The organism is Mitsuaria sp. GD03876 (genome assembly GCF_029840635.1).
Taxonomy (GTDB): Bacteria; Pseudomonadota; Gammaproteobacteria; order Burkholderiales; family Burkholderiaceae_C; genus Roseateles.
Map to the genome: position 1 here is coordinate 73,246 of NZ_JAOCCU010000006.1, position 16,455 is coordinate 89,700.

The 16,455-nt window shown below is 70.8% G+C and carries 13 protein-coding genes; 8 read left to right on the forward strand and 5 right to left on the reverse strand.

Features of this window, described 5'->3' with window-relative positions:
* Positions 1 to 96 precede the first annotated feature (96 nt).
* The gene (pyrF, locus tag N5D62_RS05740; protein ID WP_279756696.1) at positions 97 to 927 is read right to left on the reverse strand and encodes an orotidine-5'-phosphate decarboxylase; all 831 of its coding nucleotides are present in this window, start codon (positions 925 to 927) and stop codon (positions 97 to 99) included.
* 155 nt (positions 928 to 1,082) lie between these two features.
* On the opposite strand from pyrF, the gene N5D62_RS05745 reads away from it, so the two are divergent.
* The 4 genes from N5D62_RS05745 (at position 1,083) to N5D62_RS05760 (ending at position 4,823) form a co-directional block, all read left to right on the forward strand.
* Entirely contained in the window at positions 1,083 to 1,850 is a 768-nt protein-coding gene (locus N5D62_RS05745; RefSeq protein ID WP_279756697.1) for a GNAT family N-acetyltransferase, read from the forward strand.
* A 162-nt stretch (positions 1,851 to 2,012) separates the two neighbouring features.
* Complete coding sequence (locus N5D62_RS05750) at positions 2,013 to 2,720, forward strand: response regulator transcription factor (protein ID WP_279756698.1); 708 nt, start codon at positions 2,013 to 2,015, stop codon at positions 2,718 to 2,720.
* Entirely contained in the window at positions 2,720 to 4,039 is a 1,320-nt protein-coding gene (locus tag N5D62_RS05755) for an ATP-binding protein (protein WP_279756699.1), read from the forward strand. Before N5D62_RS05750 ends, N5D62_RS05755 begins: the two co-directional genes overlap by 1 nt.
* Before the next feature lie 208 nt (positions 4,040 to 4,247).
* On the forward strand, positions 4,248 to 4,823 hold the full coding sequence (locus N5D62_RS05760; protein WP_279756700.1) for a porin: 576 nt from the start codon (positions 4,248 to 4,250) through the stop codon (positions 4,821 to 4,823).
* Positions 4,824 to 5,030: 207 nt separating this feature from the next.
* On the opposite strand, the gene purB is transcribed toward N5D62_RS05760, so the two are convergent.
* On the reverse strand, positions 5,031 to 6,398 hold the full coding sequence (purB, locus tag N5D62_RS05765; RefSeq protein WP_279756701.1) for an adenylosuccinate lyase: 1,368 nt from the start codon (positions 6,396 to 6,398) through the stop codon (positions 5,031 to 5,033).
* Between the two features lie 215 nt (positions 6,399 to 6,613).
* Between purB and N5D62_RS05770 the strand changes: the two genes are divergently transcribed.
* Together N5D62_RS05770 and N5D62_RS05775 are read left to right on the forward strand one after the other, a co-directional pair.
* A complete protein-coding gene (locus N5D62_RS05770; RefSeq protein WP_279756702.1) occupies positions 6,614 to 9,460 on the forward strand; it encodes a polysaccharide deacetylase family protein in 2,847 nt (948 codons plus the stop codon).
* Between the two features lie 150 nt (positions 9,461 to 9,610).
* A complete protein-coding gene (locus N5D62_RS05775; RefSeq protein WP_279756703.1) occupies positions 9,611 to 10,120 on the forward strand; it encodes a GNAT family N-acetyltransferase in 510 nt (169 codons plus the stop codon).
* A gap of 227 nt (positions 10,121 to 10,347) precedes the next feature.
* Here N5D62_RS05775 and N5D62_RS05780 read toward each other — a convergent pair whose 3' ends face one another.
* The 3 genes from N5D62_RS05780 to N5D62_RS05790 all read right to left on the reverse strand — a co-directional run bounded on the left by N5D62_RS05780 (position 10,348) and on the right by N5D62_RS05790 (position 13,424).
* Positions 10,348 to 11,010: a glutathione S-transferase gene (locus tag N5D62_RS05780; protein WP_279756704.1), complete on the reverse strand. Its 663-nt coding sequence runs from the start codon at positions 11,008 to 11,010 to the stop codon at positions 10,348 to 10,350.
* Between the two features lie 93 nt (positions 11,011 to 11,103).
* On the reverse strand, positions 11,104 to 12,231 hold the full coding sequence (locus N5D62_RS05785; protein ID WP_279756705.1) for a M48 family metallopeptidase: 1,128 nt from the start codon (positions 12,229 to 12,231) through the stop codon (positions 11,104 to 11,106).
* The gene (locus tag N5D62_RS05790; RefSeq protein WP_279756706.1) at positions 12,231 to 13,424 is read right to left on the reverse strand and encodes a YjgN family protein; all 1,194 of its coding nucleotides are present in this window, start codon (positions 13,422 to 13,424) and stop codon (positions 12,231 to 12,233) included. The genes N5D62_RS05785 and N5D62_RS05790 overlap by 1 nt, the downstream gene beginning before the upstream one ends.
* Before the next feature lie 256 nt (positions 13,425 to 13,680).
* Between N5D62_RS05790 and N5D62_RS05795 the strand changes: the two genes are divergently transcribed.
* Positions 13,681 to 14,313: a glutathione S-transferase C-terminal domain-containing protein gene (locus N5D62_RS05795; RefSeq protein ID WP_279756707.1), complete on the forward strand. Its 633-nt coding sequence runs from the start codon at positions 13,681 to 13,683 to the stop codon at positions 14,311 to 14,313.
* A gap of 181 nt (positions 14,314 to 14,494) precedes the next feature.
* Positions 14,495 to 16,366, forward strand: coding sequence for a signal peptide peptidase SppA (sppA, locus tag N5D62_RS05800; RefSeq protein WP_279756708.1), 1,872 nt, complete (start codon positions 14,495 to 14,497; stop codon positions 16,364 to 16,366).
* Positions 16,367 to 16,455 lie beyond the last annotated feature (89 nt).

A 16,455-nucleotide genomic window follows, 5' to 3' on the forward strand; every position in this document is an offset into this window, starting at 1 on the left:
GCCGGTTCTGAAGAGACGAGGAATCCCGAAACGCGGGGCTGTCGGCGCGCGTTCGGGGTTTCTGCCAATTAATTGGCGGGCGTCGAGGGCCCCGCCTCAGGCGCCGGTGGCGGGGCGCAGCGCGTCGCGTGTCGCCAGCGCCACACGGCGGGCGGCGGCGGCGAAATCCTCGCCGGCGGACGCGTACAGGATGGCGCGGGAGGAATTCACGATCACCGTGCCGGCGTCCTGGCGCCAGCCGGCCGCGACCGTGGCCGCCGCGTCGCCGCCCTGGGCGCCGACGCCCGGGATCAGCAGCGGCAGCGTCGGGGCCAGCGCGCGCACGCGTTCGATCTCCTTCGGGTAGGTCGCGCCGACGACCAGGCCCAGCTGGCCGTTGGTGTTCCAGTCGCCCTGGGCGATCGCGGCCAGGTGCTCGAACAGGCGCGGCTGGCCCGGCACGTCGGCCAGGCGCTGCATCTGCCAGTCGTCGCCGCCCGGGTTGGAGGTGCGGCACAGCAGGAAGGCGCCCCGGTCGGGATAACGCAGGTAGGGCTCGACGCTGTCGCGGCCCATGAACGGCGACAGCGTCACCGCATCGGCCTGGTAGCGCTCGAAGGCCTCGCGGGCGTACTGCTCGGCGGTGGCGCCGATGTCGCCGCGCTTGGCGTCCAGGATCACCGGCACGTGCGGCGCGTTGCGCTTGATGTGGGTCATCAGCTGCTCGAGCTGGTCCTCGGCGCGGTGCGCGGCGAAGTAGGCGATCTGCGGCTTGAAGGCGCTGACCACGTCCTTGGTGGCATCGACGATGGCGGCGCAGAAGTCGTAGATCCGGCCGGCGTCGCCCTTCCAGGGGGCGGGGAACTTGCCCGGGTCGGGATCGAGGCCGACGCACAGCAGGGAGTCGTTCAGGCGCTCGGCGGCCTGCAGCTTCTGCATGAATTTCATGAGGTGTCCGGGAGAGGGTCGTTCGGGGCGTCCGGGCGGCGGCGGGCCGGGCCGGCGGGGTGCGGTATTGTCCCGCTTTTGCCCGGCGGCCCCGATCCACGAGAGCAGGCGGCCGCGCGGGCGTGGTCATCGCTCACGCACGCTGGGAGGCGGGGATGGAAGTGTTGAGGACGGCGCGGCTGCGCCTGCGGTGGTTCCGGCAATCGGACGCGGACTTCGTCGTGGGGCTGCTCAACGAGCCGGCGTGGATCGAGCACATCTACGACGCGCAGGTCCGCACCGCGGAGCAGGCCGCGGCCTGGATCCGCGAGCGGCTCGAGACGCGCTACTGGCTGCTGGGCTTCGGCTTCTGGGCCGTCGAGCGGCTGGAGGACGGCGAACTGGTCGGCCTGGCCGGCGTGATCCAGCGCGAGGGGCTGCCTCATCCGGACATCGGCTACGGCTTCCCGGCGCGCCACTGGGGCCACGGCTACGCGCGCGAGGCGGCCTCGGGCACCTTCGACTACTGCCGCCAGGTGCTGGGCATGCGCCACGTGATGGGCACGACCTCCACGGAGAACCATGCCTCCGGGCGGGTGCTGCTGGCCATCGGCATGACCGACGAGGGGGACCAGCAGACCGAGGCGCACGAGGGGCTGTCGCGGGTCTACACCTGGCATGACCCGGTCGAGCGCACCGACGCCGAGGAGATCGCCGCGCTGCGCCTGCGCTGGCGCGCGGCCGTGGACGGTCCGGCGCGGCCGGCGCTGACGGCCTGCCTGACGCCGGACGCGCTGGAACGGGTGATGGCCGCGCGCACCGACCTGTCGCCCGAGGCGCTGGACCACCTGGCGCGGCGCTGGGCGCCGCTGGCCGACGACCCGACGCTGCGCGCCGTGCGGACGCCGGCGGGGTGGCGGCTGGACGTGCCGGCGGACCGCTGAGGGCGCCGAGGGCGCCGAGCGTGCCGAGCGCGCCGACCAACCGCCGAGCCGGCCCGATCGGCCTGTTCCCGAGCGCGAGGGCGCATGCGGGCACGCGAGCACCCGGGCGCGCTTAAGAATCCCTGAAGGTGGCGCGGGACGGCCTCGCCTATGCTCGCGGCCATGGAACTTTCTGCCCCGCCGACGGCGCGCATCCTGCTGATCGAGGACGACGAGCGCCTGGCGCTGCTCGTCGCCGACGCGCTGCGCAAGGCCCATTACGCCGTGACCCTCTGCGGCGACGGCCTGGCCGGCGAGGCGCTGATGCGCCAGGAACCCTTCGACCTGGTGCTGCTGGACGGCCACCTGCCGGGCAAGGACGGCTTCGACGTGCTGCGCGACACGCGCCGCGACTTCGCCGGCCGCATCGTGATGCTGACCGCGCGCGACGACGACATCGACCAGGTGCTCGGCCTGGAGGGCGGCGCGGACGACTACATCGCCAAGCCGGTGGCGCCGCGGGTGTTGCTGGCGCGGCTCAAGGCGCTGCTGCGCCGCGACGCGCTGCCCGCGGCGCACCCGGTCGGCGAGGCGCTGCACTTCGGCCCGCTGACGCTGCTGCCGCAGTCGCGCGAGCTGCGCCTGAACGGCGAGACCGTCCCGCTGACGACGGCCGAGTACGAGCTGCTGAACTTCCTGGCGCAACGCGCCGGCCAGGTCGTCAGCCGCGACGACATCATGCAGGGCCTGCGCGGGCTGGAGTTCGACGGCCTGGACCGCGCGATCGACGCGCGCATCTCGCGGCTGCGCAAGAAGATCGGCGACGACGCGCAGGCGCCGGTGCGGATCAAGACGGTGCGCGGCCAGGGCTACCTCTTCGCGATCGACTGATGGCCGCCGAGCTCTCGCTGCGCGCCTCGCTGCTGCGGATGGCGCTGGGCCTCGGGCTGGCGGTGCTGGCGCTGATCCTGCTGGTCGAGGGGCTGGTGCTGATCGGCGCGTCCGAGGTCACCAACGACTACGTCCGCAACTTCATGCGCGGCACGGTGGACCTGCTGGTGCGCGACCTCGCGCCGCTGGACCCGTCGGCGCGGCGCGAGCGGGTGCAGCAGCTCGACGCGCAGTTCGACTACCCGGTGCGGCTGATCCGCACCGACCTCGCGCAGCTCAGCGCCGAGCAGCGCCGCAAGCTGGGCCGCGGCGAGGTGCTGGTCACCGGCTTCAACCGCCGCATCTACGCCGCGCTGCCGGGCGAGCCCGACCAGCTGCTGCTGCTCGGGCCGCTCGATTCGAAGCGGGCCGGCGAGCTGCCGAAGGAGCTCGCCGCGCAACTGGGCGTGGCGGTGGTGATCGCGCTGGCGGTGGCGCTGATCGCGTGGTGGCAGCTGCGGCCGCTGTGGCGCGACCTCCGTGGGTTGCAGCGCGCGGCCGAACGGCTGAGCGCCGGCCGCCTCGACACCGAGCTGCCGCCGCTCAAGAGCCGGCTGTTCGCGCCGGTGGCGGCGGCGACGCGCGCGATGCTGGAGCGGCTGGCCGCCGCGATGGCCACGCAGCGCGAGCTGACCGGCGCGGTGTCGCATGAGCTGCGCACGCCGCTGGCGCGGTTGCGCTTCGCCGTCGACGCGCTGGTCGACGAGGACGACCGCGACGCGCGCGAGCAGGCGGTGATGGCCTGCGAGCGTGACATCGCCGAGCTCGACGAGCTGATCGACGCCAGCCTGACGCTGGCGCGGCTCGACATGGGCGCGTTGCAGCCGCACGTGGTCGAGGGCGACCTCGGCGACATGCTGGCGCGCGAGGCGGCGTCGCTGGCGCCGCTGCTGGACGGCAAGGGCCTGGACACGGACCTGCGGCTGCCCGACGCGTTGCCCTTCGACGAACGGCTGCTGCCCTACGCGGTGCGCAACGGCCTGCGCAACGCGGCGCGCTACGCGAAGGCGCGCATCCTGCTGACCGCGTGGGTGGAGGCGGGCCAGCTCTGGCTCGCGATCGACGACGACGGCGAAGGCGTGCTGCCCGCGTTGCGCGAGGCGGCCTTCGAGCCCTTCAAGCGCCTGGAGCGCAAGGGCCGCGGGACGCGAGGCTTCGGCCTGGGGCTCGCGATCGTGCGGCACGTCGCGCACGCGCATGGCGGCAACGCGCGCCTGGGCGAGGCGCCGCGGCTGGGCGGCGCGCGGCTGCTGCTGCACTGGCCGGTGACGAAGGCCTGACGGCCGCCGGCGCGTGCGCTGGCCGCCCCGCGTGAAGCTTCGTCAAGGCGCAGGGCGCACGCTGTCATAGACCGTCACAGAAGCGCCCCACTCGGTCCACAGACAGCGGGTGATCGAATTCTCAGAATTGGTTCCATGTCGAACGAGCCTGGCGGATGTCCAAGGCAACCCCGGACGACATCGATCAACAGCTCTGAAGGAGTTTCGAATGAACCGCAACAACAACAACACCCGCACTTCGATCAACGGCAAGAAGGCCGGCCTGCTGGGCGCCGCCGCGCTGGCGCTGACGCTGGGCGTCGGTGTCGCGCACGCCGATCCGGTGACGCCGTATTACATCGGCGGTGACGTCGGCAAGACCACGCAGCGCGTGGACGGCAACTCGCAGAAGCGCACCAGCGACAGCTACAGCATCTTCGGCGGCTACAAGTTCAACGAGAACTTCGCGGTCGAGGCGGCCTACACCGACCTGGGCAAGGTCGACTTCGGCGGCGTGACCGCGAAGAACAAGGTGTACTCGCTGGACGGCATCGCCCGCGCGCCGCTGGGCGCCGGCTTCGGCGTGTACGGCAAGGTCGGCGTGGCGTACGCCCAGCGCGACTTCAGCAACGGCCTGGGCGACAAGGACAAGACCGGCCTGAAGCTGGGTGTCGGTGTCGACTACGCGCTGACGAAGAACGTCTCGCTGCGCGCCGAGGCGACCCGCTTCAACAACATGCCGCAGGCCAATGGCTTCGACAAGAAGGACGACCGCCTGAGCCTGGGCGTGGCCTACCAGTTCTGATCGACCGGCGAGCGATCGCCGACCACCGGTTACCGATGCCGATTCCCCCCGGCATCGGCGCCTTCCGGGGCTGCTCCTGAGCGACACCCCGATCCCCCGATACCCGGAAGGTGCCAGGGCAGTGCAGCGATGCACTGCCCTTTTTTCATGGACGCCGGAGCTCCGCCGGCGATCACGACGGCCGCGCCGACGGGCGCGGCCGCTCGATCAGATCTTCTTCGCCAGCGCCTCGGCCTTGCCGGTGTAGTTCCCTGGCGTCATCGCCAGCAGGCGCTGCTTCTCGGCCTCGGGCAGCTCCAGGCCCTGGATGAACTGCTGGATCGACTCGCGCGTGATCGTCTTGCCGCGGGTCAGTTCCTTCAGCCGCTCGTACGGGTTGGGCAGCGCGTAGCGGCGCATCACCGTCTGGATCGGCTCGGCCAGCACTTCCCACGACGCGTCCAGGTCCGCGTCCAGCGCCGCCTGGTTGAGCTCGAGCTTGTCCAGCCCCTTGCTCAGCGAGTCGTAGCCCAGCAGCGCGTAGCCCAGCGCCACGCCCATGTTGCGCAGCACCGTCGAGTCCGTCAGGTCGCGCTGCCAGCGCGAGATCGGCAGCTTCTGGCTCAGGTGCGTCAGCACCGCGTTGGCCAGGCCGAAGTTGCCCTCGGCGTTCTCGAAGTCGATCGGGTTGACCTTGTGCGGCATCGTCGACGAGCCGATCTCGCCCGCCTTCGTCCGCTGCTTGAAGTAGCCCAGCGACACGTAGCCCCACACGTCGCGCGACCAGTCCACCAGGATGGTGTTGGCGCGGGTCACGGCGTCGAACAGCTCGGCCATGTAGTCGTGCGGCTCGATCTGGATCGTGTACGGGTTGAAGGTCAGGCCCAGCTGCTTTTCGATCACCGCCTGGCTGAAGGCCTCCCAGTCCGTCTCCGGATAGGCCGACAGGTGCGCGTTGTAGTTGCCCACCGCGCCATTCATCTTGGCCAGCAGCTTGACCTCGGCGATCACCGCGCGCGCGCGGCGCAGGCGCGCCACCACGTTGGCGATCTCCTTGCCCACCGTCGTCGGGCTGGCGGTCTGGCCGTGCGTGCGGCTCAGCATCGGGTTGGCGGCCATCGCCTGCGCCATCGCGGCCAGTTTGTCGATCACCCGGTCCAGCGCCGGCAGGATCACCTGCTCGCGCGCGGCCTTGAGCATCAGGCCGTGGCTGGTGTTGTTGATGTCCTCGCTGGTGCAGGCGAAGTGCACGAACTCGCCGGCGCCCTCCAGCTCCGCCTTGCCGGCGAACTGCTGCTTGATCCAGTACTCCACCGCCTTGACGTCGTGGTTCGTCGTCTTCTCGATGTCCTTGATCGCCTGCGCGTCGGCCTCGGAGAAATTCGCCGCCAGCGCCCGCAGGAACTCGCGCGACGCGGCCGACAAGGGCTTGAACTCCGCCAGGCCGGCGTCGGACAACGCGATGAACCACTCGATCTCGACCTGCACGCGGCGGTGCATCAGGCCAAACTCCGACAGCAGCGGACGCAGCGCGGCCATGCGCGACGCATAGCGGCCATCCAGGGGCGACAGGGCGGTGAGGGCGGAGAGATTCATGGCGCGCGGCGGCCGGGCGGACCGGCCGGACAGGGATTGGGGCAAACCCGGGATTCTACAGAGGGGCCTCCCGGCGCCCGCGCACCGCGACCGCGTGTGACCTTGCTCCTCGCGTGCGTCACATCGCTGCCGTCACAATGGCGCCCGCATTCCACCAACCCGTCCGGCCCATGCCGCCGGCGAATGCATCCGATGAATGACTCGATGAGGATGGCATGAGGGAGAACACGATCCGCCGCACCGCAGCCTGGGCCGCGGCCATCGCCTTGCCGCTGGGCCTGCTGGCCGGCTGCGGCAAGTCCACCGAGGCGCCGAAGCCGCTCGCGCCGCTCCAGGCCGCGTCGGCCAGCCCGGCCGTCGCCGCCACGCTGCGCCAGCAGAGCGACGACGTGCTCGCCCGCTACCGCCAGATGATCGTGCTGATGGACGGCGAGGCCGCCCTCAAGCCCACCGAGCGCGACGCCGTGCGCGCCGTCGGCCAGCTGCTGTTCCACGACATGCAGGACAGCATCCGTGCGCTCGAGGACACCGCCGCGAAGAGCACCGACCCCGCCGGCCTGGCCGCGCTGGCCGAATTGCTCGACCGCGTCGAGCAGGAACCGTCGTGGTTCGACGCCGACCGGCTCGCCTTCAAGGAATTCCTGACGCAGCTGTCGCAGCAGTTCTCGACCTCGCAGAGCATCGCCGGGCTCAAGCTGGCCAAGCGCGCCGGCGAGGACCTGGCCGTGCTGGCTGAGATCGAGAACGCCTACGAGCAGGAATTGCGCGACACCTTCGGCCGCTTCGTGCAGCGCGGCATCGTGCCCAAGCGCGAGAAGTGGACCGACTACGTCGCCAAGCTCAAGAAGCTCTACACCCGCGAGGGCATCCTCAAGGACTACGCGACCATCCTGCCGGACCTGAGCGCGCGGCCCAGCGTCGTCGACACGCCCGAGGCCGGACCCGCGACCGCGCCGGCGACGGCCGCCGCGACCCGCGGCCCGAGCAAGGAGGAACGCGAGTACTTCGGCCGCCAGCTGCCGCCCAAGACGGTGCTGCTGACCTTCGACGACGGCCCGCATCCGCGCTACACCGACGAGATCCTGGAGATCCTCAAGCGCTACCAGGCGCCGGCCGTGTTCTTCGAGCTGGGCCGCAACCTCGGCAGCGTCGACGCCAACGGCAAGGTCAAGCCGGGCGCCGGCAGCGAGGTCGCCAAGCGCGTGCTCGCCGCCGGCCATCCGATCGCCAACCACAGCTTCAGCCACGGCGTGATGTCGAAGTTCGAGCTCGACAAGGTCCGCCAGGAAGCGAGCTCGACCGAGGCGCTGCTCGACGCCGCCGGCCGTGACGGCCAGGCGCTGTTTCGCTTTCCCTACGGCGCGCGCAACGACGCGGCGCTCGGCGCGATCGAGGCGCTCAAGCTGCGCTCGATGATGTGGAACGTGGACTCGCTGGACTGGTCCGACCCGATCCCGAAGTCGATCGCGGCGCGGGTGCTGGGCGAGCTCGGCAAGCAGCAGCGCGGCATCGTGCTGTTCCATGACATCCACGCCCGCACCGTCGAGGCGCTGCCGCTGGTGCTGGACCAGCTCAAGGCCGAGGGCTACAAGTTCGCCGCCTGGAAGGACGGCAAGATCGTGCCGGTCGACGCGCCCGCAGCGGACACCGCGCCGGACCTCGCCGGCGCCAACCTCTATCGCGACAGCTATGCGCTGGTGATCGGCATCGACCAGTACAAGACCTGGCCGCGGCTGCAGCACGCGGTGCGCGACGCGCGCGCGATCCAGGAGACGCTGCAGACGCAATTCGGCTTCCGGCCGGAGAACGTCACCACGCTGACCGACGCCGAGGCGACCCGCGCCAACATCCTGCGCGCGCTCAATGCGATGGCGCGCCGCGGCGGCGACGGCGCGAAGGTCAAGCGCGACGACCGCGTGTTCGTGTTCTTCGCCGGTCACGGCAGCACCCGCAAGCTGCCCAGCGGCCGCGATGTCGGCTACATCATCCCGGTGGACGCCGGCACCGACGACCTGCAGACCGATGCGATCGCGATGCCGCAGTTGCAGGAACTCGGCGAGGCGCTGCCCGCCAAGCATGCGTTCTTCGTGATCGACGCCTGCTACTCGGGCCTCGGCCTGACGCGCGGCGGCGCGCCGGGCGGCAGCGCCAACTTCGTGCGCGACAACGCCAAGCGGCTGGGCCGCCAGATGATGACGGCCGGCGGCGCCGACCAGCAGGTCGCCGACGACGGCCCCGGCGGCCACTCGGTGTTCACGTGGACGCTGCTGCAGGCGCTCTCCGGGAAGGCCGACCTCAACGGCGACGGGCTGATCACCGCGACGGAGCTGGCCGCTTACGTGGCGCCGGCCGTGTCGTCGATCGCGCACCAGACGCCGGCCTTCGGCAGCCTGCCGGGCAGCGAGGGCGGCGAGTTCATCTTCGAGCTCGCCTCCGCGCAGGAACAGGCGCTGAGCGGCGACAGCAACCAGCTCGACGCCAAGGCCAGCGCGCTGGCCAAGCAGGCCGACGACGCCCGCAACGCGCAGCTGCAGCCGGTGGCTCAAGCCTCCGCGCCCAGCGGCGGCGCGCCCGGCACGCCGGCGAGCGCGACGGCGGTCCAAATCACCCTCAAGGGCCTGGACGGCAGCGACACCGCGATCGCCACCAGCGCCGCGCCGGCGCCGATCAGCGCCCGCGTCGCGGCGCAGCGCGCCAACGACCGCGGCCTGCAGCTCTACAAGGAACGCCGCTACGACGAGGCCGAGGCCGCCTTCACCGAGGCGCTCAAGCTGCAACCCAAGTTCGCGCTGGCCGCCAACAACCTGGGCTTCATCTACTACAAGCGCGACAAGCCGGCCGAGGCCGCCCGCTGGTACCGCAAGGCCATCGAGATGGACGGCAGCCGCGCGCTGGCGCACCTGAACCTCGGCGATGCGCTGCTGCGCGCAGGCGACGACGCGGGCGCGCAGGCGGCCTACCGCGCCTTCATCGAGCTCTCGCCCAAGCACCCGCGCAGCGCGGAGCTCAAGGCCTGGGTCGAGCATCCGGACAGCGCGAAGAAGCCGGAACCGTCGCGCTGAGCCTTCGGTCGGCCACGCCCGCGCCAAGCCCGGCGCGGGTACCGGCGCGAGGGCCGGCGGCAGGCGGGTTGTCCCCGATGTCGGGGGCGCCCGCTTGCTGCTTAATCCGGCCTTTTCCGCTCGGTTGACGACTGGTTACCGCTCCGCTCGATGCTTTCCCTGGCCTCCGATGGCGCCGCACCGCGCCTGATCCGCGTGCATCAGATCGACCCCCTCGCCTGGGCCCCGTTGCTCGCGGCCAGCGAGAACGAAGGCTGGCAAATGCTCCGCCGTCTGATGGACGAATGGCGCACCGGCGCCAATCGCTACGAACAACCCGGAGAATCACTCTGGGCCTGGTTCGATACCCACGGCCAAGCCATCGCCGTCGGCGGACTCAACGTCGAACCTCCCCCCGGACGAACCGGCACCGCACGCATGCGGCGCTTCTACGTTCATCCGGAGTGGCGCAAGCACGGCTTGGCCAAACGCCTCGTCAACGCGGTGCTCGCCAGCGCGCAAGGCCACTTCCACCGCCTCCACGTGAATTGCGAAAGCACGGAGTCCGCCACCTTTTGGACCCGGTGCGGCTTCGCCCCCGTCGAGACGCTCGGGGAACCAGCGGCACGACCTGCCCGCTACACCCACGTGCGGTTGCTGCCGCAGTTCGTGGCGGTTTGAGGAGCCTTCCCCCTCCTTCTTTGACTCCGCCACGTCGGCACAAGCCGGGGCAGCGTCCGCTCATACGTCTCGCAGGCTCCACAAATCGCGGCCACCGCCCCGGCTTGTGCCGACTCGAACCGAGGACTTCCGCTCCATCGCGCTAAGCCGGACCGGGACTTCCGCTCAACTGCGCTAACCCGGATCGAGGACTTCGGCTCCGTGCGCTGACTCGGACCGTGGTCCGCTCAGGTCTTGGGCCAGTGGGTGGCGCAGACCTCGGCGACCTGCGGAAGCGCCTCGATGCGCTGCAGCAGCGCGAAGAACTCGGGGCGCTTGGCTTCGAGATGCTTTCTCGATCCAGACCACTTCGACACGATCACCGCCATCGCGTCGAGCGCCCCCGGCGCCTCGCCACTCAACCAGGGACGGCCCGGGAACATGTCCGCGAACACCTCCCAGTGCCGGTGCAACCGGTCCTTCGTGCCCGCGATGATTGCGTCGTGATCCGCCTTCTCGACACTCGTCGTGTAGCGGGCCGGATAGTCAATGACGCTGATGCAGCTGTAGCAGTTCGCCGCGATGTAGACGAGCCCTCGCAGGATCTGGTCCCGCTGCCGCTCGTCGCCAGCGAGCAACCCGGCCGCCGGAAAACGCAGCCCCAGATGCATCAGGATCGCGCCGCTTTCCGTCAGCACTTCGCCCTCGGGCGTGCGCAGCGTCGGGATCTGCATCAGCGGATTGAGCGCCCGCAGCGCGGCCTGCTCCGAGGCGTCCTCCCACGACGACGCATGCACCGTCCGGTAGTCCCGGCCGCACCAGCGCAAGCCGATCTCCACGATCGCCGACCCCGAACCCCGGGTGCCGTACAGGACATAACCACCATCGGAAGCCGTGCTGGACGCCGTCATCGCGAACTCCGCTGAGAGGGAGCGGCGAGTGTAGGAGCCGCTTCCCGCGGCCGCGAAACCCGCGCGCCGCGCAGGGCCGTGTTCGCCGCGCGATCAGCGCTCGAAGAAGCGCATCCGTTCCTCGTCGGCCGGGTGCGAGCTGAACGCGATCCGCAGCATCTCGCCGGCGCCGACGGTCGCCGCCTCGCGGACGTCGCGACCGAGGCCCTTGGGCTCGGACGCCGCGGCCTGCTTCGCCGCGACCTCGCGATCGTGGCGCCAGTCGTTCAGGCGCTCGAACAGCGTCAGCATCGCCCGCGGCGAGCGTCCGCTGTCGATCAGCAGCTGCCGGGCCTGCGCGTCCGCGGCCCGCTCGAAGTCGCGCGAGTAGCTGGCATTCATCAGCAGCGTCGGCGCGCCGGCCAGCAGGCTGGAGAAGTCGCCGATGGCGAACCCCAGCAGCGTGCCCACCAGGCTCGCGCGCATCATCAGCCGCATGCCGTGCTGCTCGCGGACATGGCCCAGTTCATGGGCCAGCACGCCCAGCACCGCGTCGGGCTGGTCGCCGAGCAGCTTCAGCAGTTCGTCGGTGACCACGATGTGGCCGCCGGGCAGCGCGAAGGCGTTCGGCCCGAGCCGTCTGCCGGTGTCGCGGAAATGGAGCTGGTAGGGGGTCGGCGTGCCGGGCTGGCTGGCCACCATGGCGGCGAAGCGTTCGCGCCAGGCGCGCTGCTCCGCCGCGGGAATCTGGCTCGGCTTGAGCAGGAAGCCCTCGAGCTGATCCATGGCCTCGTCGCCGATCTTCTGCTCGATCGACGCGGGCACGTTGCGCGCGACGACATCGGCCGCGACGGGGACGCCCCAGCGCCAGGTCGCCGCGGCCACGAGCACCACCGCCAGCAGCGCGACCGCGGTGTGCTTCCAGCTGGAGAACCACCGGACCGCCAGGCCCGTGCCGAGCCCGCGGCCGCCGGTCGAGGCCTGCGCCCAGTCGTCCCAGGCCCCCGCGTCCTGCGTCGTGAGCACGCCGCCGTCGGGCAGTTGCGCCTGGCGCTGGCCGTGCCGGGTGCGCTCGGGCCAGACCACGCGACGCACCGGATAGCGGCGCTCGACGGCATCCAGCTCCTGGTCGTGCACCACCAGGTGGTCGTGCTCGAGCCACAGCCGGACCGGCCGCGCGCGGGCGCTGCGGCCGTCGAAGTAGTCCGCCCGCAGCGTCGGCGCGTCCGTCGGTCCCGCCATCACAGGCCCATGTCGATGCCGAAGAAGTCGCCGGCGAATTCGCCCGCGGCATCGGGCTGGTCGGAGGCCTGGCTGGCCACCCAGGCCTCGGCGTCGCCATCCATCGTCAGGCTGACCGCCTCCAGGCGCAGGCGCGTCGTGTGGACGACGGCGAAGGGCCGGTACAGGCCGAGCGTGATCGCGGTCAGCAGCCAGTTCTTGCAGGTCAGCCAGGCCAACGGACGCACGTGCAACTGGCTAGTGAAGCTCAGGTCCTGCGAGGTGGTCGCGTTCCACAGCAGGTTCTGGAACCGGGCGGTGAAGAAGGGCCCGACGATCGCGAAGTAGAGGATGTAGCCGAGTCCGCCGATGCTGATGGCCACGATGCCCGCCACGAGCTTGGAATGGAACGCCCCGGCCACCGCCATGCCGGCGATCATGATCAGACCGGTCGCGACCGAGAGCGCCAGCGACAGCCCGAACGCCTTCAGGCACAGCCAGTACACCGAGCCGGCGGACAGCGACACCTCGCCCTGCTGGCCGGCGATGCGGTAGCCGCGGTGCTGGTAGCGCTTGACCATCGTGATGATCCAGGGCGCGCACAGCGCGGCCACCAGCATGGCGGCCAGGACGGTCATCTCGACGGCGCCGAAGCGCGGACGGCCGTCCTCGCCGATGCCGCTCGGGCCGCCGATCGCCTGGGCGGCCAGGATCGTGCCGGACATGATCCACAGCGGCAGGAAGGCGGCGTACGCGCCCTTGAGCGAACCGCCGAAGCCCAGCCGCAGGCCGCGCCAGGCGGTGTTGCCGAGCCGGAACTGCAGGCCGGCGCGCCACAGCGCGGGCCAGATCAGCGCCAGGATGCCGAAGGCCACCAGGCCGGCCAGCGGCGAGAAATGGCCCGCCAGCGAGTACGTGCCGGTCAGCACCATCAGCAGCACATGGCCGCGGAACATCTTCCAGGGGTCGCCGTGGAAGCTCAGCGCATGGCCGTCGACCAGCGTGTTGGCGTAGAAGTAGCGGATGCGCCGCGCCTTGGCGAACGGCCAGTACAGCGTGGCCGTGACGATCGTCAGCAGCAGGTTGACGATCCAGATCCGGAAGTACTCGCTGCCCGATCCGGTGAAGCGGATGTCGAGCTTGCGCTTGCGGAACTCCGAATGCGGCCACCCGGTCAGACCACCGGTCGCCGCGGCTTCCTCGTGCTGTTGCATGGATTCCCTCTCTCTGAACTTTCTTGAAGCGCCTCGTGGGGCGCCAGGTCGCTCTTGACGAGCTTGTGTGTATGTCCGCGGTCGCGAGCGTTCGACATGGAGATGTCGACGCCGGCCGCAGCCCCGCTCCTCGGCAGGGCGGGCGAGAGTGTGCGTCACCGGCGCAGGGGACGGCAATACACCCAAATGAGGGCGGCGCCGGCGTTGCGTCCGGGAGTCAGCCCGGGGAGGCGACTCGCTAGAATCCGCCGACACCATGAAGCTCATCGGATCCCTCACCAGCCCCTACGTCCGCAAGGTCCGCGTCGTCATGGCGGAAAAGAAGCTCGACTACCAGTTCGAGTTGGAAGACGTCTGGGGCAGCGACAACATCCTCAAGATGAACCCGCTCGGCAAGGTGCCGTGCCTGGTCATGGAGGGGCAGGATTCGATCACCGGCGCGATGTTCGATTCGCGCGTCATCGTCGAATACGTCGACACGCTGTCGCCGGTCGGCCGCCTGATCCCGGACCGCGGCCGCGAACGCTGCGAGGTCCGCACCTGGGAAGCGCTGGCCGACGGGATGATCGACGCCTGCGTCGCCGCCCGCCTGGAGCACACCTGGTCCGGCCGCGCGCCAGGCGAACGCAGCGAGGCCTGGGCGCAACGCCAGATGACCAAGGTCCATGCGTCGCTGCAGGCCATGGGCCTGGGCCTGGGCGAGCGCAACTGGTGCTCCGGCAACCACTTCACGCTGGCCGACGTCGCCCTGGGCTGCGCGCTCGGTTACCTGGATTTCCGTTTCCCGCAGATCGACTGGCGCGCCGCGCATCCCAACCTCGCCCGGCACTTCGAGAAGCTCATGACCCGCCAGAGCTTCCAGGACACGCTGCCGCCTTCGAACGCCTGACGGCCGCGCGCCGGCTCCCCCGCCCATGACGCCCGGCCCCGCGCCGGGCGTCGCGTTTCCCACCGATGGGCGAATCGCCGCTGACTTCCCGCCCGCCGCCCGGACTGGGCCCACAATCGCCGGATCCGGCTCGAGATCCGAGCCGGCCTGACATTCCGTTGACGGATCCCGGGAGGATTGGATGGGTGTGAAGCGAGCGTTGGCGCCGATCGGGCGCTTCTTCGGCCGGCTGTGGTGGTTCCTGGACGGCACGCGGCGGGCAGTGTTCACGCTGCTGTTCTGGCTGATCGTGATCGGCCTGGTCTGGGCCGCGACCCGCGGCGGCAAGCCGCTGCAGGACAAGACCACGCTGGTGCTGGACATTCAGGGCGAGGTGGTCGAGCAGTTCTCCGGCTCCCCGCGCGACCAGGCGATCGCGCAGATCAAGGGCGAGAACCGCGCCCAGACCCGGCTGCGCGACATCGTGCGCGCGCTCGACGCCGCGGCCAAGGACGACAAGATCGTGCAGGTGCTGGTCGACCTCGACCAGATGGGCTCGGCCACGCCGGCCGCGCTGCACGAGATCGAGGCCGCGCTGACCCGCTTCAAGGCGAGCAAGAAGCCGGTCGTGGCCTACGGCAACGCCTACGACCAGCGCGGCTACTACCTCGCCGCGCAGGCCACCGAGGTCTACGTCCACCCGATGGGCGGCGTGATGATCGAGGGCTACGGCCGCTACCGCAACTACTACAAGGACGCGCTGGACCGCCTGGGCATCGCGCCCAACGTGATGCGGGTCGGCACCTACAAGAACGCGGTCGAACCCTACTTCGCCAACGGCCCGTCCAAGGCGACGCTGGAAGCCGAGGGCTACCTCTACGACGAGCTGTGGGCCCGCTACCAGGCCAGCGTCGAGGCCGCGCGCAAGCTGCCCAAGGGCGCGATCCAACGCGCCATCGACGAGTTGCCGCAGCGGCTGCAGGCGGTCGGCGGCGATCCCGGCAAGTTCGTGCTGGCCGAGAAGCTGGTCGACGGCCTGAAGACGCAGGACGAGGTCGAGACGCTGCTCGAGAAGCGCGGCGCGAAGGACGAGAAGCACCTGCGCCGCATCGGCCTGGGCGCCTACGTCGCGCAACTGCCGGCCAAGCTGCCCAAGCCCGAGGGCCAGGTCGGCATCCTCGTGGCCGAGGGCGAGATCGTGGACGGCAGCGCCGGCCCGGGCAAGATCGGCGGCGAGTCGATGTCCAAGCTGATCCGCCAGGCCCGCGAGGACGACAAGGTCAAGGCCATCGTGCTGCGCGTGAATTCGCCGGGCGGCAGCGCCTTCGCGTCGGAACTGGTGCGCCGCGAGCTCGAGGTGACGCGCGCGGTCGGCAAGCCGGTCGTGATCTCGATGGGCGGCGTGGCCGCGTCGGGCGGCTACTGGATCTCGATGTCCTCCGACGAGGTGATCGCCGATCCGTCCACGATCACCGGCTCGATCGGCGTGTTCGGCATGCTGCCCACCGGCGAGAAGCTGATGGACAAGCTCTCGATCCACACCGGCGGCTACACGACGACCTGGCTGGCCAACAGCTATGACCCGCGTCGCCCGCTGGACCCGCGGCTGGCGCAGGTGGTGCAGTCGTCCATCGAGCACATCTACGCCGACTTCACCGGCAAGGCCGCGCAGGCGCGCAAGAAGACGCCGCAGCAGATCGACGCCGTCGGCCAGGGCCGGGTGTGGACCGGCGCGCAGGCGCTGGAGCGCGGCCTGGTCGACCGCAACGGCCTGCTGGCCGACGCGGTCGCCAGCGCGGCCAAGCGCGCCAAGCTCGGCGACGACCCGACGGTGCGCTACGTCGAGCCGGAGCGCAGCACCGTCGACCGCCTGCTGACCAGCGTCGGCGACGCGGCCGCGCCGTCGCTGCGCGGCATGGTGATGCAGGCGATGGGCGGCTTCCCCGCGATCCCCGAACCGCTGCGCGAGGCGCAGGTCGACATGACCTGGCTGGCCGAGCAGGCGAAGGCGGGCCCGGCCGGCGCCAAGCCGCCGGTGAGAGCGATCGTGCACTGCCTCTGCACGGCCCCCTGACGGGGGAGCGGGCGGGGGCCCCTATACTCCCGCCCCACGGCGCCGATTTGTCCGGCTTGCGGGCGCCCAAGAAATGCAGCTAAAGAGGG

What these genes read in the sequence shown, in the direction of transcription:
- pyrF (WP_279756696.1), bottom strand. Translation starts at nt 927, where the DNA reads ATGAAATTCATGCAGAAGCTGCAGGCCGCCGAGCGCCTGAACGACTCC.
- N5D62_RS05745 (WP_279756697.1), top strand. Translation starts at nt 1,083, where the DNA reads ATGGAAGTGTTGAGGACGGCGCGGCTGCGCCTGCGGTGGTTCCGGCAA.
- N5D62_RS05750 (WP_279756698.1), top strand. Translation starts at nt 2,013, where the DNA reads ATGGAACTTTCTGCCCCGCCGACGGCGCGCATCCTGCTGATCGAGGAC.
- N5D62_RS05755 (WP_279756699.1), top strand. Translation starts at nt 2,720, where the DNA reads ATGGCCGCCGAGCTCTCGCTGCGCGCCTCGCTGCTGCGGATGGCGCTG.
- N5D62_RS05760 (WP_279756700.1), top strand. Translation starts at nt 4,248, where the DNA reads ATGAACCGCAACAACAACAACACCCGCACTTCGATCAACGGCAAGAAG.
- purB (WP_279756701.1), bottom strand. Translation starts at nt 6,398, where the DNA reads ATGAATCTCTCCGCCCTCACCGCCCTGTCGCCCCTGGATGGCCGCTAT.
- N5D62_RS05770 (WP_279756702.1), top strand. Translation starts at nt 6,614, where the DNA reads ATGAGGGAGAACACGATCCGCCGCACCGCAGCCTGGGCCGCGGCCATC.
- N5D62_RS05775 (WP_279756703.1), top strand. Translation starts at nt 9,611, where the DNA reads ATGCTTTCCCTGGCCTCCGATGGCGCCGCACCGCGCCTGATCCGCGTG.
- N5D62_RS05780 (WP_279756704.1), bottom strand. Translation starts at nt 11,010, where the DNA reads ATGACGGCGTCCAGCACGGCTTCCGATGGTGGTTATGTCCTGTACGGC.
- N5D62_RS05785 (WP_279756705.1), bottom strand. Translation starts at nt 12,231, where the DNA reads ATGGCGGGACCGACGGACGCGCCGACGCTGCGGGCGGACTACTTCGAC.
- N5D62_RS05790 (WP_279756706.1), bottom strand. Translation starts at nt 13,424, where the DNA reads ATGCAACAGCACGAGGAAGCCGCGGCGACCGGTGGTCTGACCGGGTGG.
- N5D62_RS05795 (WP_279756707.1), top strand. Translation starts at nt 13,681, where the DNA reads ATGAAGCTCATCGGATCCCTCACCAGCCCCTACGTCCGCAAGGTCCGC.
- sppA (WP_279756708.1), top strand. Translation starts at nt 14,495, where the DNA reads ATGGGTGTGAAGCGAGCGTTGGCGCCGATCGGGCGCTTCTTCGGCCGG.